The sequence below is a fragment of the Streptomyces sp. NPDC088732 genome, from assembly GCF_044751205.1.
Taxonomy (GTDB): Bacteria; Actinomycetota; Actinomycetes; order Streptomycetales; family Streptomycetaceae; genus Actinacidiphila.
This window is the reverse complement of record NZ_JBIVLI010000052.1, coordinates 1-15,071: the sequence shown is the minus strand read 5'-3', so window position 1 is coordinate 15,071 and position 15,071 is coordinate 1. Positions and strand designations below refer to the sequence as shown.

9 protein-coding genes are annotated in these 15,071 nt (G+C 68.3%); 6 read left to right on the top strand and 3 right to left on the bottom strand.

Translation table 11 applies throughout. The annotated features are described in order from the left end of the window. Positions 1-322 precede the first annotated feature (322 nt). Positions 323-1,756, bottom strand: coding sequence for an MFS transporter (locus tag ACIP9H_RS41965; RefSeq protein ID WP_401597991.1), 1,434 nt, complete (start codon positions 1,754-1,756; stop codon positions 323-325). Positions 1,757-2,067: 311 nt separating this feature from the next. Here ACIP9H_RS41965 and ACIP9H_RS41960 point away from each other — a divergent pair, with 311 nt between their 5' ends. Further along, positions 2,068-2,646, top strand: a complete 579-nt coding sequence (locus ACIP9H_RS41960) for a TetR/AcrR family transcriptional regulator (RefSeq protein WP_401597988.1) — start codon at positions 2,068-2,070, stop codon at positions 2,644-2,646. 753 nt (positions 2,647-3,399) lie between these two features. Here the strand turns inward: ACIP9H_RS41960 and ACIP9H_RS41955 are convergent. Continuing rightward, positions 3,400-4,128 (bottom strand): TetR/AcrR family transcriptional regulator, encoded by a 729-nt coding sequence (locus ACIP9H_RS41955; protein WP_401597985.1) that lies wholly within the window; start codon positions 4,126-4,128, stop codon positions 3,400-3,402. Positions 4,129-4,785: 657 nt separating this feature from the next. Between ACIP9H_RS41955 and ACIP9H_RS41950 the strand changes: the two genes are divergently transcribed. The 4 genes from ACIP9H_RS41950 (at position 4,786) to ACIP9H_RS41935 (ending at position 11,873) form a co-directional block, all read left to right on the top strand. Then, on the top strand, positions 4,786-5,289 hold the full coding sequence (locus ACIP9H_RS41950; RefSeq protein ID WP_401597983.1) for a (2Fe-2S)-binding protein: 504 nt from the start codon (positions 4,786-4,788) through the stop codon (positions 5,287-5,289). Further along, positions 5,286-7,430 (top strand): molybdopterin cofactor-binding domain-containing protein, encoded by a 2,145-nt coding sequence (locus ACIP9H_RS41945; protein ID WP_401597980.1) that lies wholly within the window; start codon positions 5,286-5,288, stop codon positions 7,428-7,430. Before ACIP9H_RS41950 ends, ACIP9H_RS41945 begins: the two co-directional genes overlap by 4 nt. A gap of 37 nt (positions 7,431-7,467) precedes the next feature. Beyond that, complete coding sequence (locus ACIP9H_RS41940) at positions 7,468-8,448, top strand: amidohydrolase family protein (protein WP_401597977.1); 981 nt, start codon at positions 7,468-7,470, stop codon at positions 8,446-8,448. Positions 8,449-9,446: 998 nt separating this feature from the next. Next, positions 9,447-11,873, top strand: a complete 2,427-nt coding sequence (locus ACIP9H_RS41935; protein ID WP_401597974.1) for an MFS transporter — start codon at positions 9,447-9,449, stop codon at positions 11,871-11,873. A 450-nt stretch (positions 11,874-12,323) separates the two neighbouring features. On the opposite strand, the gene ACIP9H_RS41930 is transcribed toward ACIP9H_RS41935, so the two are convergent. Continuing rightward, positions 12,324-14,078 carry a CocE/NonD family hydrolase gene (locus tag ACIP9H_RS41930; protein WP_401597972.1) on the bottom strand — a complete coding sequence of 585 codons (1,755 nt, stop codon included), beginning with the start codon at positions 14,076-14,078 and terminating at the stop codon, positions 12,324-12,326. Between the two features lie 620 nt (positions 14,079-14,698). Between ACIP9H_RS41930 and ACIP9H_RS41925 the strand changes: the two genes are divergently transcribed. Next, a complete protein-coding gene (locus tag ACIP9H_RS41925) occupies positions 14,699-15,004 on the top strand; it encodes an MFS transporter (protein WP_401597969.1) in 306 nt (101 codons plus the stop codon). The last annotated feature ends 67 nt before the right edge of the window (positions 15,005-15,071 follow it).

Genomic DNA, 15,071 nt, shown 5'->3' with positions numbered 1-15,071 from the left:
CACCGGCTCGCATCAGACAGCACCACATCCCACCCCATGCCCACCTCAACGAGCCCGCTGCCCACCCGTCACGGCAAAGACCGTTGCAGTACTAGTGCGAGCAGGGCGGCGCGCTGCCAGGGCAGGAGCTTGCAGCGGCGGTCATCCTCGAGGGTGACGATAAGCATCGCAGCGCATGAGGCAGGTTCAGTGCTGCAGGATGCGTAACTAACGAGGCTCCCCGGCCGAAGAGTTGAGACGTCAGACATCTCGCTCAACCGCCAGGGAGCCTCGTCCGTTCTGCACGGGTCGCCGACGAGCCGACCGTCATACGAAAGCCAGGTTAGGCCTTCGTCTCCACCAGGGCCGGGGTGTCGGACGCGCGGACCACGCCTCCCGCGGAGTGCCGGCCGTGCAGGGCCGGGACGAGGAGGGCGGCGAGGGACGCGGCGAGGAGCAGGACGGCGAGCAGCGCGAACCCGTGGGTGTAGCCGGAGGCGTAGGGCAGGCCGGAGGGCTGCAGGCGGCTGGTGACCAGGACGCTGGTGAGGGCGGCGCCGATGGAGCCGCCGATGGTGCGGATGTTGGCGTTCATGCCGCTGGCGGCGCCGGTCTGCTCCGGCGGGACGCTGCGCACGATGAGGTTGGCCATCGAGGCGAAGGCGAGGCCGATGCCGAGGCCGAAGATGCCGGCCGACGTGGCGACCTGCCACTGCTGGTCGTGCCACGCGGCGAGGAATCCGCAGGCCACCGCGCCGAGCGCGGCGCCGGCGACGAGGAGGCGCTTGGCCCCCACGACCGGCTCCAGGCGCCCGCTGAGCACGCCCGAGAAGAACATCGCGACCAGCATCGGCAGCATCAGCAGGCCGGCCGAGGTGACGCTCGCCCCGAAGCCGTAGCCCGCGGAGCGCGGGGTCTGGACGAGGCCGGGGAGGAAGGACCAGAGCGCGAACATGCCGGCGCCGAAGAGGAGGCCCGCGGTGTTGGTCGTCCACACCGCGCGCAGACGCATGATCCGCAGGTCGATCAGCGGGTGGCGGGAGCGTGCCTCGGCGAGCAGCCAGAGGGCGAACAGCACCACCGCGGCGACGAACAGCCCGATCACGCGGACCGAGGTCCACCCCCAGTTGCCGGCCTGGCTGAGCGGCAGGAGCAGGGCCACCAGCCAGCCGGACAGGAGGCCGGCGCCGAGCCAGTTGACGCGTCCCTCGGCGCGGCTGGGCGACTCGGGCACGTAGCGGAAGGCGATGAGCGCGGTGACGGCCACGATGCCGACCGGGATCCAGAACAGCCAGCGGTAGTCGAGGGCGGAGACGATGGGGCCCGCCGCCACGATGCCGACGCCGCCGCCCGCCGCGATGACCGCGGACAGGTTGCTGATGCTGGGGCTGACCCGGCTCGGCGCGAACTCGTCGCGGATGATGCCGAAGGACAGCGGGAAGAGGGCGCCGCCGATGCCCTGGACGACGCGGGCGATGATCAGGATGCCGATCGTCGGGGCGAGCGCGGCGAGCAGGCAGCCGAGGGTCAGGACGACGAGGACGCCGACGAGGGTGCGCTTCTTGCCGATGAGGTCGCCGAGGCGGCCCAGGATCGGCGTGAAGATCGAGGCGGACAGCAGGTACGCCGTCATCACCCAGGTCGCCGTGGACTGGGACGTGTGCAACGCGTGCTGGACCGTCGGCAGGGCCGGGGCGATCAGCGACTGGAGCATGGAGAACACGCCCGCACCGGTCGCGAGGACCGCGAAGGTGAGGCGGGTGGAGCGTCGGGGCATGAAGGAGCCTCTCGGATCCGGACAGGGCGCGGCCGGGTGCGGATGCGTCCGGCAGCGGTGTGTGAGCGGGCTGGTGGTGCGGGGCGGGCGAGTGGGGCGCGGCCCGTGTGAGGGGCGCCGGCGTCCGCCGGAAGTCAGGGGAGGGGCGTTGCGTCGGTGCAAGGCCCGTAACGGGGTGAATCGGGGCGCGGTCGGCGCGTGTGGTGACACGTGTCGACAGAAGTGCGCCCCCTGCCGATAAAGTCGAGGTATTCCTCCACTATATCGGAGGAATACCTCGACTTCAAAGTGTTCCGGCCGGGGAGGCAGAAGTGACGGCCCAGCCGTATCCCGTCAGCGAGATCGTCGCGGCCCAGCGCCCGCACCGCAGGGACGCCGCCCGCAACTACGACGCCCTGCTGGCGGCGGCCCGCGAGGCCTTCGCCGAGAACGGCGCCGAGGCCTCGCTGGAGGACATCGCCCGCCGTGCGGGTGTGGGCATCGCCACCCTCTACCGGAACTTCCCGACCCGCCGGCACCTCTTCGAGTCCGTCTACGCCGACGAGGTCAACGAGCTGTGCCGCGTCGCCCAGGACGTCGCCGCCCTGGAGCCCTGGGACGCGCTGACCTCCTGGCTGCGCCGCTTCGTCGACTACACCGTGACCAAACGGGCCATCCGCGAGGCCCTCAACAACGAGTCCGACGTCTTCCTGGCCTGCCGCGACTCCATGTACCAGGCGGGCGGCCCGCTCTTCGAACGCGCCCAGAAGGCCGCCGAGGCCCGCACCGACATCTCCTTCGACGACCTGCTCCGCATGGTCTCGGGCATCAGCTCCACCTACTTCCCGGAGGAGACCCAGCGCGACCGGGTCCTGGGGGTCGCGCTGGACGGGGTGCGCACCGCACGCTAATGCACGCCGCCCCGGCCCCGCCGGTGCCTGCGTCTCCTCGTGACGAAGCCACGAAAGAAGCGCGACTCGTGCTGGTGTAGAACGACCGCGACTTCGAAACCATCGCTCGCACCACCGGGCAGCCTGTCCGGATCATCGACCGCAAATAGCGATCGACTCCCGGGCGACAAGCGGAACAGTGAGATCCCAGCAGGTGTCGCCGGGGGTGGGGACGGTCCGCCGGGGCAGGCGGCTGCGCGAGGTTTACCGCGACGCCATCCGCCGCGAACACGACGTCAGTGTCGAGACAAGCACACCGGTCGCATCACGGGCGACCTCTTAAAGGGGTGCCGTACCCGTCGGAGATCCGGCGCTCGTATTGGCCGTGCAAGCAGAAGGCGTCCCGCCCACGCCTCGGCGTCCGTGCTCAGGGATGCCGATCCCCTCGTCACTCATCACCAGGGTTAGGGTCTCCGAACCGACCACGAGCGCCACGTCCGCCGCGTGACATTTGGCGCGCCGGGCCATCGGTACACATCAGTCCCTCCATCTGCAGCGCCGGGCGGCCTGTGACCCCAGGGACGGCTCGCCCCAGCCGACCGTTGCAACCGCATGTGTGACGGTCATGGATCGTGCACGGATCGGTGTGGCTGTTCATCTAAGGCGATCGGCAGTCACGCACGCTCGGAGCGCGATCGCTCGGCCCGAAGCTGCGAGTGATGACGAGATCCGGGCGCCCTGGGCCACCACACGCCAACGTCTTGAAGCGGCCGTTCACCCCGCGCCCCCTCTGGGCTGCGATTCCGGAGCATGTCCCAGACCGTGTACGTCTCGTCTCGTTCCTCGAATGCCGTCGAACGCCAGGCAGAGCACGCGCTCGCGTTGCGCATCATCCAGGAACGATCCCGCTGCCACGCTGACAACAAGCCGAATGACATCCTCCAACTGGGCATCCGGACGGATGGTGCCAGCCTCCTGCGCCCTGCGAAAGAGCGGCTCTCCAGCAGCGCGCAAGGCTTCTCGTCCAGCCCGGAAAATCTCTGAATTGCGATCCAGCGTTCCCTGCATGGCTTGTTTGGTTGCATCGTATCCGATGAAACGCCGGCTCCACGCTTCAAACGCAGGCCAGGGCGGAAGATCGGCCACCTGGGCCGCGACCTCGCAGAGCCGCTCAACCTCTTCCGCGAAGACGGCGTGGTACAGGTGCTGACGCGTAGGGAAGTTGCGGTACAACGTGCCGATCGCCACCCCCGCTCGCTGAGCGATGTCCTCCAAAGGGACCGTCGGACCGCCCTCTGCCAAAGAGTCTCTCGCGGCGGCCAAAAGGGCATCAAAATTCCGCAAAGCATCCGCACGATGCGGCCGTGACACCCTGAACGTGGAGTCGCCGCGGGGCGCATCACTCACTGAAGTCTCCGTCTGCAGCCTGAACGGGCGGACGACGAGTGTAGCCTCCCGCTCACGAACTTCCCCCGCTTCCACCTTGGCCGTGCTCCGAATCATCGCGCGATAGCTCGTGCTGCCGCCGTATCTGAAACCGGCTCATGAGAAGACCGACCTGCCCGACACCATGGCGCTCACAGATCTGCCCCGGGCACCCGGCACCCCGCGCATCCGAGGGCGCGGTCCGCGGAGCCCCCTCCGACGGTGTGGAATCTCCGGATCGGCTGCCCGTCACGCGGTTGAGCGGTGGCGTCCCTCCGAGGGCCAACCCGACTGCGGCCAGCGCGGCGCTCCGCCGCGACCACCGGATTTCAGCACGGCAACAAAGCCCGGCTGATAACGGCGCTGATCCGTCCCGGCGCTGGCGGCAGCACGGCCTGACCATGCCCAAAGGGGCGACTGCCGTACTCGACCGGCACGACGATCACGGACAGCAGGCGATCCGAAGACCCTGGCGGCGGCCTTGACCATAGGGAAGCAAGCCCCGGGGTGAGATCCGCGACGACGGACAGACTTGCAAGCGGAGGTTTGTCTCGACTAAAGTCGAGGAAATAGTTCAGTTTTACTGGGTGCCCGATCTCGACTTAATGGGCCGCCGCGGTACCTCGCTGTACGGCGGCATCGCTTGCCAGGCCTGGGAGACGGGGCCGGCGACGGAGTGGGCCCGCTGACGCACGCAGTGGACTTCGCGCGTAAGGGAAAGAGAGTGAGGCAGCCGTGGTGGATCAGAACGCTGGAGGCCCTGCCCCCATCACTCTTCGGGTGAATGGGCAGGAGCGGGAGGTGCGCACCGAGGAGGAGACACCACTGCTGTACGCGCTTCGCAATCATTTGGGCCTCAAGGGCACCCGCTTCGGGTGCGGGCTTGGTCTCTGCGGTGCCTGCTTCGTCCTCGTCGACGGTCATCCGACCTTCTCATGCGACACCCCGGTGTGGTCGCTCGACGGCAAAGAGGTAACCACGATCGAGGGGCTGGGTACCGCCGACGAGTCCCACCCAGTCGCCCGGGCGATCGTGGAGGCGCAGGCGGCGCAATGCGGGTACTGCGTCTCCGGCATGGTGATAGCAGCGGCCGCCCTGCTGGAAGAGAACGACAACCCGTCGGAGGACGAGGTGCGCGAGGCTCTGGACCGCAACCTGTGTCGGTGCGGCGCTCACAACCGGTTGGTGGGAGCGGTTCTCATTGCCGCCACCGAGATGCGAGCGGAGGCCGGCCGATGACCACACCGCCGGCGACACCTGCGATGCCCCCGTCCCTGGCAGCGAACCCCTGGTTGTCCAGCTGGCTGCGCATCCACCCAGAGGGCCAGGTGGAGGTCCGATCCGGCAAGGTGGAGATCGGCCAGGGGGTGCTCACCGCCCTCGCGCAGATCGCCGCCGAGGAATTGGACGTGGACGTGTCCCGGGTGCGGATGACGGCGGCCACCACCGGCGTCAGCCCCAACGAGGGGCTCACGGCGGGCAGCCTTTCCATTCAGCACTCCGGTGCCGCACTGCAGTTCGCTTGTGCGGAGGCTCGGGCGGTCTACCTGAACCGTGCCGCGGCTCTGATGCAGTGCGATGCGACGCAGCTCACCGTCGACGACGGGCGCATCACCACGCCTGACGGGCGGACCACGACCTACTGGCAGCTGGCTGACGACGCACTGCTCGACCGGCCTGCTACCGCGACGGTCGCACCGAAGTCCGAGTCGGCCTACCGGGTGGTGGGCACCAACGCGCCCCGCGTCGACCTGCCGGACAAGTTGGCCGGCAGGTCCCGGTTCGCACACGACCTCGTGCTCCCGGGGCTCCTGTACGGCCGAATCGTGCGGCCGCCGTCACGGGGCGCGACGCTGGATACCGCGGATACCGAGCCGACCCTGGCCGTGCCCGGTGTCGTGACGACCGTGCGCGACGGGAATTTCCTTGCCGTGATCGCGGATCGGGAGGAAGTGGCCCTGAGAGCTGTGGAGCTCCTGCGCAAGGGTGCTGTGTGGCAACAGTCGCCGACACTCCCGGACGAAGACGACCTTCCGAAGTTCCTCACCACCGCCCCCCGTGTGACCACTCTGCTCGCCGACCAAGGCGAGCGCCCCCCCGCCTTCGCGGTGGCCCGGTCCCACGAAGCCACATACCACCGCCCGTACATCGCACACGCGTCAATGGGGCCTTCCAGCGCAACCGCGCTCCTCACCACGGAAGATGGCGAGGACCGGCTTGCTGTCTGGACGCACAGTCAGGGTGTCTACATTCTGCGCCAGGAGCTGGCCCGGGCGCTTGATATGAGCGATAAGCAGATCACCGTGTCCCATGTCGAGGGGCCTGGCTGCTACGGGCACAACGGTGCGGACGACAGCGCCATGGACGCGGCCCTGCTGGCCCTGGCAGTTCCGGGCCGTCCCGTGCAGGTCGTGTGGTCGCGCGCCGACGAACTGGGCTGGTCCCCCTTCGGACCGGCAGCAGTGGTGAGGGTCGCAGCCGACGTCGGCACCGGTGGAGAGGTGCTGGCCTGGGAGCAGGAGATCTGGGGCAACAGCCACATCACCCGGCCCGGTATGACGCCTTCGATCGGATTGCTGGCTGCGAGCCATCGAGAGGGTGGCAAAGAGATCGAGTCGGGGCCGGAGGCGCCCCTTACCCATGGTGGCGCAGCCGGGCGCAACTCTGTCCCCGGTTACGACTTCGGGTACCGCAAGGCGGTCAACCACCGTGTCCTGCCCGTCCCGCTGCGAACCTCCGCATTGCGGTCGCTCGGCGCCTTCGTCAACGTGTTCGCGGCTGAGTCGTTCATGGACGAACTTGCCCTGGAGGCAGGACGGGATCCGGTGGAGTTCCGTCTCGCACATCTGACCGACCCCCGGGCGCGTGCCCTCGTCGAGACCGTCGCACGGCGTGCGGAATGGGACAGTTGGCGGCCGTCGGAATCCTTGGGGCACGGCATCGCCTACGCCCGGTACAAGAACACCTCCGCATACTGCGCAGTGGTCGCCGAGGTGGAGGCGGTGAGCGAGGTCCGGGTACGGCGGCTGACCCTTGCTGTGGACGCGGGGCTGGTCATCAGCCCGGACGGCGCGCGGAACCAGATCGAGGGCGGTGCCGTTCAAGCCACCAGTTGGACGCTGAAGGAGCGCGTGCGCTTCGACCGGATGACGGTCACCAGCGAGGACTGGGAGAGCTATCCGATCCTGCGCTTCTCCGAGGTCCCCGCGGTCGATATCGCACTGATGCCGGGCGATGGCAATCCGCCCCTCGGTGTCGGGGAGACAGCACAGGGTCCGACGGCCGCTGCCATCGCCAACGCCCTCTACGACGCCCTCGGCGTGCGCGTGCGTTCGCTGCCGCTCACCGAGGAACAGATCGTCGCCGCGATGCCCGACTGAGCGGCCGCTTCCGGGGCAACTCCGAGAAAGGACCAGCATGATCATCGACGTGCATCAGCATTACTCCCCTCCTGCTCTCACGGAGGCTGTCGCCAAGGAATCCCCTGGCCTCAAGATGTTGACCGAACCCTGCGTCGAGCTCGACGGCAGGCTGCCCGAGATGGACGCGTGCGGAATCGACGCCGCCCTGCTGTCCATCCCGCACCCGTGCCGTCTCTCGCCGGGCGACGATCGGGCCGGCTATCTCGCCCTGGCCCGACGTTGCAACGACGAGCTGCTGGCCGCAGCGGAACGGCGTCCAGACCGGTTCGCGGTGCTCATCGCACTTCCTTTCGGCGACACCGAGGGCAGCCTGGAAGAGCTCGAGCGTGTAGCAGGACACCCTTTGGTCAAGGGCGTCATCGGCTTCTCTGTGACGCGTCCTTGGAGTCTGTACGAGCCTCGCCTCGAGCCGGTCTACCAGGCGATGGCCCGCCGCAACTTCTCCCTCATGCTGCACCCGGTCATGGATGACTTCACCGCGCACCCCTCGTTCGAGGCGTTCACGCTGTTCGGCAGCATCGCCTCGCCCGTGCAGGAAACCGTGACGGCGGCGCAGCTGATGCTGTCCGGGACGCTCGACCGCGTACCTGAACTGACGCTGATCATTCCCCACTTGGGAGGGGTACTTCCCTACCTCGCTCAGCGCCTCATCGATCAGAGCGGCACCGGCGCCGCGCAGTACGACTGCCTGGAATACCTGCGCACCCGCTGCCTTGTGGACAGTTGTTCCTACCATCAGCCCGCACTGAGCTGCGCGGAGGCCACGATGTCGGCACAGCGGATTCTGCTCGGCTCCGACTATCCCTACCGCGGTTCCCTGCAGCGCGCGGTGTCCGACATCGAGACCAGCGGTCTGAACGCACTGGATCGAGCCGCTGTCTACGGAGGCAATGCCGAGCGTGCGGGACTCCTGACCGACGCCATGCGCGCACCGCGACGCCGCGGAGAACCCTGTCCGGCTGGAGATCGTCCATAACGCCTCGGCCCACTCGCCCGGATGCCGGGGCCGCTCTGACCAACCGATCCAGGCCATGGGAGCCAGCCGCGGTGGTGCTGCCGCCGCTCCCCTGCTCAGCAGCACCACCGAACAGGCCGTGGAGCGCGGCATCCAACCGTCGCTGGAACCGGACCCCAGGCTGCCTACAACCGACCCAGACGCTGGAACCAGCCACCGCCAAGAACCGACGAGCCGTCACCGTCGAGGGCTGAACTCCGCCGAGTGACGGAAAATATCCAGGAGCACGGGTCGCTGCCGCGTTGGTGCTGTCCATGGCACGTACCCCCGGGGCCTTGGCGCTGGGCGCGAGGCGGGTGCGGTGCGGCGGAGGCTCAGCCGGGGTCTCGGCGCTCGGGCTCTCGTCCAGGCTCCTTCGCGCGGGCTCAATGAGAGCCAACGAGCGCGAAGGTGGCGTCGCCGCATACCCATCGGCGAGTGGCCGGCCTGCCCTGTCGATAGCAAGTTCCCTGATCGTGCACGACCTTATGCCGAAGCCATCCTGCATGCTGCGTACGCCCTCTTTGCCGGAGACGGGTTATCGCGTTTGAAAGTCTTTACTCATAAAAATTTGTCTCCACAAATCAAGTCCGTTTACGGTTACTTCGGGCAAGAATGAGTGGAACGTGGTGCCCATTGGGCATCGCAGGAGCTGTACGAGAAGTCAGCCGCCGCTTCCGTTCGCACCCCGTCATCGGCAGGCGTTCCGTGAGCCCGGCGGAGCCCACCGACATCAGCGAGTCAATGCGCTCGTCACCACCCGGATGTCGGCGCAGTGTGCGGGCTCTACAGGCAGCACATGTGGCGGAGCAGCTGCGGCTGATCACTCACCGGGTGGGCGAGCGCCGAGTCGGCTTTGCGACCACGTGCGCGACTCCTTGCGGACCTCGTGCATCCGACGCCTGTGCCCGGTCCCTGCCCCTGACTCTGGCCCTGGCCAATTGCCCTTGGCCTCCATGGACTCCACGAAAAGGAAGACGATGGCAACAACGACATCACCGGCCCGTATACGGAGGGCGCACGCCAACACCAGCAGCCAACCAGATCATTCGGGACCGATGTCGCACCAGCAGATCGTGCGCTCCTTGACCGGACTGGTCCTCGGGCTGTTCGTGGCGATCCTGTCGTCCACGATCGTCTCCAACGCCCTGCCGAGGATCATCACCAGCCTGCACGGTGGACAAAGTGCCTATACGTGGGTCGTCACCGCCACTCTGCTCGCCAGCACCGCCACCACCCCGCTGTGGGGCAAGCTCGCGGACCTGTTCAGCAAGAAGCTGCTGGTCCAACTGGCCCTGGTGATCTACGTGGCGGGCTCACTGGTAGCGGGTCTGTCGCAGAACGCCGGGATGCTGATCGCCTGCCGCGTCGTCCAGGGCGTCGGTGTCGGCGGCCTGGTCGCGCTGACCCAGGTCATCATGGCCGCGATGATCTCGCCGCGGGAGCGCGGCCGCTACAGCGGTTACCTGGGCGCGGCCTTCGCGATCGGCACTGTCGGCGGCCCGCTGCTCGGCGGCGTCATCGTCGACACCGACTGGCTGGGCTGGCGCTGGTGCTTCTACATCGGCGCACCCTTCGCGATCGCCGCACTGATCGTGCTGCAGAAGACCCTGCACCTGCCGGTCGTCAAGCGCCAGGTCAAAGTCGACTGGGCGGGCGCCTTCTTCATCACCGCCGCCGTCAGCCTGCTGCTGGTCTGGGTCACCTTCGCCGGCGACAAATATCATTGGATCTCCTGGCAGACCTGCGCCATGGTCGCAGGCGCGCTGCTGCTCGTCCTGATCTTCGTCCTGGTCGAATCGCGGGCGAGCGAGCCGATCATGCCGCTGCGGCTGTTCCGCAACAAGACCATCAGCCTCACCTCAGTCGCCTCGCTCCTCCTGGGTGTGTCGTTGTTCGGCGGCACGATCTTCCTCAGCCAGTACTTCCAGTTGGCCCGCGACAAGACGCCGACCATGGCGGGGATCTGCACCATACCGATGATCGCGGGCCTGTCCGCCTCCTCCACCGTCTCCGGCCTGATCATCACCCGCACCGGGCGCTGGAAGGCGTTCCTCGTCTCCGGCGCCGTCCTGCTCACCGGCGGCAATGCTCTCCTCGGCAGCCTGCGGTACGACACCCCGTTCTGGCAGACCGCGATGTACATGGCGCTATTGGGCCTGGGCGTCGGCATGATGATGCAGAACCTGGTCCTCGCCGTGCAGAACCAGGTGCAGACCGCCGACCTGGGCGCGGCCAGCTCCGTCGTCACCTTCTTCCGCACCCTCGGTGGCGCGATCGGCGTCTCCGCGCTGGGCGCCCTCCTGTCAAACCGGGTCACCGACTACACCAAGGACGGCCTGTCCGCGCTGGGCATGACGTCCGCCGGCTCCGCCGACGGCGGCATACCGGACCTCGAGACGCTCCCGGCGCCGATCCGCACCGTCGTGGAGTCCGCGTTCGGGCACGGCGCCGGTGACGTCTTTCTGGTGGCGGCCCCCTTGTCGTTCCTGGCGCTGCTGCTGGTGGTCTTCATCAAGGAAGTGCCACTGAGGACCGCCAGCGGGATGCAGCAGGCGATGGGTGCCGCCGAGCCCAGGGAGCGGGCGGCAGCACAGGCCGCACCCCGGCTCGCCGCGCCCGAACAAGCGGCGGTGGCCGATGCCAGCGTCATCCATGGCGAGGTCCGCGACTCCGACGGTTCCGGTGTGGAGCGGGTCACGCTCACGTTGATCTCGCTCACCGGCAAGCAGCTCGGCCGGGCCGCCACCGGCCCCGACGGCGGCTACGCGCTCAGCGCGCCCGGCGCCGGCTCGTACGTGCTGATCGCGGCGGCCGACGGCCACCAGCCGCAGGCCTCCACGGTCGTGGTCGGCGAGGAGCCGGTCGCCTACGACGTGGTCCTGTCCGGCACCGGCGGCCTCACCGGCACCGTCACCTCCGAGGCCGACGGCATCCCGGTCGACGGCGCCGTGGTCGTCGTCACCGACATCCGCGGCGAGGTGTTGGCCAGCGGCGGCACCGGGCAGGACGGCGGCTTCGGCTTCGACAAGCTCTCCGCGGGCGACTTCACCCTCGCCGTCAACGCCACCGGCTTCCGGCCGGTCGCCCTCCCCGTCGAGGTCGCCGGCACCGGCCCGAACCACGTCGACATCGCCCTGCGGCTCGGCGGCCGGGTCCGGGGCACCGTCCTCGGCGGCGCCGGCCGGCTGCCGCTGCCCGAGGCCCGCGTCACCCTCGTCGATGCCGCGGGCAACGTCGTGGCGAGCGGCACCACCGGCGGCGACGGCTCCTACGCCTTCGGCGACCTGGACGCGGGCGAGTACTCGCTCATAGCCAGCGGCTTCCCGCCGATGGCGACCACGATCACCGTCGGCAACGGAAGCGCCAAGGACGTCGACGTGGAACTCGGTCACTCCCAGGGGTGAGTCGGCACGCCGGAGGGCCGGGTTGTGCGCATGCGGAGAGGGACTGCACAAAGAACGGCTCTGTCCCACATCCGGTGGTGGCGGAGAGTCATCGTGGCGGAGGTCGCTCTGAAGGGTTCTATTGCAGACCGAGGCGATACCGCCGGGGTCCTGGCCGACTTCCACCATGAAGTTGCTCCGTGCGGCCCATGGGCGTCTGCCGCGGCCTGAGCTGCGGTTATTACTCAACGCATTTGACATCACCAGGCGTTACCACCGGATGTGAGACAGAGCCTCGCCCGATGCTGCCATCGCTGGCGAACCCGCTACGCCTCACTGGGCAAGACAATTTGGGCCGAGCAAGTCCTTTGAGCTGACCGCTCGGGGGCGATGCGGTATCCGGGTCCCCTCGCCGGCGCCGCAGCTCACCATGGTCACGCCCTGCGGATGATTCGCGGCGGGGCGCCGCGGTCACGACGCCGGGTGCGTGCTCCTGGGTACGAAGGGGAGCAGGAGGTGGGACGGGTGGGCGGGGCCCGTGACAAGGGTGGTGGTGCCGGCGAAGACGTCGGCCGGGCGGTCGTCGGGGTCGTTGTGCAGGAAGATGCCGTGGCCCTTCATCGGCACGCCGTAGACCTGGGGCCAGGGGCCGGTGCCCGGCAGCTCGAAATCACGGCCGGTGACGGTCAGGGCGAGGCGGTAGCCAGCCGGCACCACGACGGAGGTGGGCCAGATCTCGATGTCCAGCGAGACCACGGCCCCCGGTGTGAGCGGCTTGACGCGGTCGTGGGTGTGCCACGGGCGGTAGGGAAGACTGCGTCCGAGGTCGGTGGCGCGGTGGGAGGCCCTCAGCCAGCCCATGGCGACCACGCCGGCTGGATCCAGGCCGCTGACGAAGGTCACGTCCTTGCCGTCCGGGTCCAGGACCCGCAGGGTCAGGAACAGATCCGCGTCGGTGGTGGTGGACGCGATGTAGATGCGGGCGGCGGCCGGCCCCGTGATCTCGGTGTCCTCCGCGAAGGGCTCGGTGGTGAAGGTCAGTCCCTCGCCGGTGGCGGCGAAGTCCGCACGCTCCTCAACAGTGTCCGCCTTCTCGCTCAGTGCCCCGGTCCCCGCATCGAGGTCCAGCTCAGTCCATTGGGTACGGGCGAGCGGCCACTCCTGCTCCGCGCGTTGCTCGAACGTCCCGTCGACGTGGCGCACGTTGAGCTGGACCGGCGGCTGCCGGTTCCAGCCGGTGTCTTCCCCCTTGAGGAAGTGCCCGAAGAAGCGCTTCTGCAGGCCCACGCCGTAGTCGGTGTAGAACTCCGCGAAGTGCTCGTTGCCGTGCACCTCCAGCCACTTGTCGGCCGATCCGACGCGGGCGTAACCCTCGAACCCGCCCCGGGTGTGGAGGTGGTGGGCCCAGTTCACGGCAGATAGCACGGGAAGGTCGATTTTCTCGAGCTCCGGTGAGCGCTCCCGGTACCAGCCGTCCTCGACAGGGCGGGAGAGCAGTTCGGCGGCAGCGTCGGCACGGCGCCCGGCCAGTTCTTCGTCGGAAAGGGTGGCGGGCCCCGCGACGAGTGCCCCGGTGTTGGGGTTGCGGACGCCCCGCTCGCCGACACCGTGCTGCACCGCCGCCACCTGCACCGGGAACCACACCGAGGTGAACGTGTTCAGGATCCCACCGTGCCGCGCGAATTCGCGGTAGAGGTCGCTGGCGCCCTCCCATGGGCAGATGGCCGCCAGGTGCGGTGGCCGCAGAGCGGCGACCTGCCACTGGTTCATCGCGTAGTACGAGATCCCCAGCAGACCCACCTTGCCGTTGCTCCACGGCTGGGTGCCCGCCCACTCGACGCACTCGTAGTAGTCCCGGGTCTCACGCGGGGAGAAGATGTCGAGCAGACCCGGTGAGCGCCCGGCGCCCCGCGAGTCCACGCGGACGCACACGTACCCCTCCGGCACCCATTTCTCGGGGTCGACGGTCTCCCAGTTCTGGTAGCGGTTGGAGGAGCCGGCCGTCGCGTCCGGGTATTTGGCGGACAGCGGTGCCCACATACCCGGATAGCCCTCCTGGAAGGCAAGCCCCTTCGCGTACGGACCGTGCGTCATGATCACCGGGTGGCGTCCTTCGTCCGCCGGCCGGAACACGTCCGCCCGGAGCACCACCCCGTCGTCCATCGGGATCGGGACATCCCAGTCGATGCGCATGCCGTCCCGCACCTCACTGCTGTGACTTCCCATCGTCCTCTCCGTTCATCGACGGTGTGGTTCGTTCTCCGGGGCCACGGGAAGGTCGCCGAGCGAGGTCGCGAGGCGGAATTCCCATCATGATCGATCGCTGGGGCAAGGACAGGACCGCGGTGTACTGAGTCGCGCCGGAACGTGGTTCGCCCGCTGCCGCTGATACCGCCCGGAAGATGGCATCACGGTGGTGCGATCTCCGGGGCAGTTAGCGTGACCGTAACATATGTTTGTGCGCGCGCAAATAGAAGCGGACGATTGTCCGCGGAGGGCGCGGCCCTCCGCGATCGGGGCGTAGGGGCCGACTGCACGGCCTTCCGGAGGCCATGGACTCCAACCTGCTCCGCCATGGTTCTCCCGTGGCGCGGGTGCCGGACGATGCGCTAATGCTGTCGCAATACCACCCGCACGACGCCTTCCGGGCAGGTTGCGTCACGTTCACCGAAGCCCTGTGCGTGGGGCGTCGCCCCCGGTTGTCTGTCAACGGATGGGTGTGCGGGATGTCTTGACAGGCCCTCATGCGGTGCCCATCGTTGCGCCCAACGCTTACGTGTTCGCTAGACGGACATGTGTCCGTCCATTCGGGCGCCGTCTGTCGTCGTCCCTCAAGGAACCCTCACATGACAGATAAACCCCTTGCACAGGCCGTTTCCTCCGGGCCCTCCTCCAGGTCGCTCACGCGCGCCGGGGTCGTCGTCGGGTTCGCGGTGCTGTGCGTGTCGTACATGGTCAACGCCATGGATCGGCAGGTTTTCTACCCCCTGCTCCCGGAGATCCGCGCGGAGTTCGGGTTCTCCCTCGACCAGGCAGGGCTGCTCGCCACCGGTTTCACGCTCGGTATGGCCCTGGTCGGGCTTCCTACGAGTTACCTGATGGACCGTCTCGGCCGCAAAAGCGTCCTAGTACTGCAACGGTCTTTGTCGTGACGGGTGGGCAGCTTCGGGTGGTGTGTGACCGCGTCGTTTGTAGTGGCTGATTCGGGCTTGGTGTTGT

Coding starts and splice junctions, on each gene's coding strand:
- ACIP9H_RS41935 (WP_401597974.1), top strand. CDS start 9,447: ATGGCAACAACGACATCACCGGCCCGTATACGGAGGGCGCACGCCAAC.
- ACIP9H_RS41945 (WP_401597980.1), top strand. CDS start 5,286: ATGACCACACCGCCGGCGACACCTGCGATGCCCCCGTCCCTGGCAGCG.
- ACIP9H_RS41930 (WP_401597972.1), bottom strand. CDS start 14,078: ATGGGAAGTCACAGCAGTGAGGTGCGGGACGGCATGCGCATCGACTGG.
- ACIP9H_RS41955 (WP_401597985.1), bottom strand. CDS start 4,128: ATGATTCGGAGCACGGCCAAGGTGGAAGCGGGGGAAGTTCGTGAGCGG.
- ACIP9H_RS41965 (WP_401597991.1), bottom strand. CDS start 1,756: ATGCCCCGACGCTCCACCCGCCTCACCTTCGCGGTCCTCGCGACCGGT.
- ACIP9H_RS41940 (WP_401597977.1), top strand. CDS start 7,468: ATGATCATCGACGTGCATCAGCATTACTCCCCTCCTGCTCTCACGGAG.
- ACIP9H_RS41925 (WP_401597969.1), top strand. CDS start 14,699: ATGACAGATAAACCCCTTGCACAGGCCGTTTCCTCCGGGCCCTCCTCC.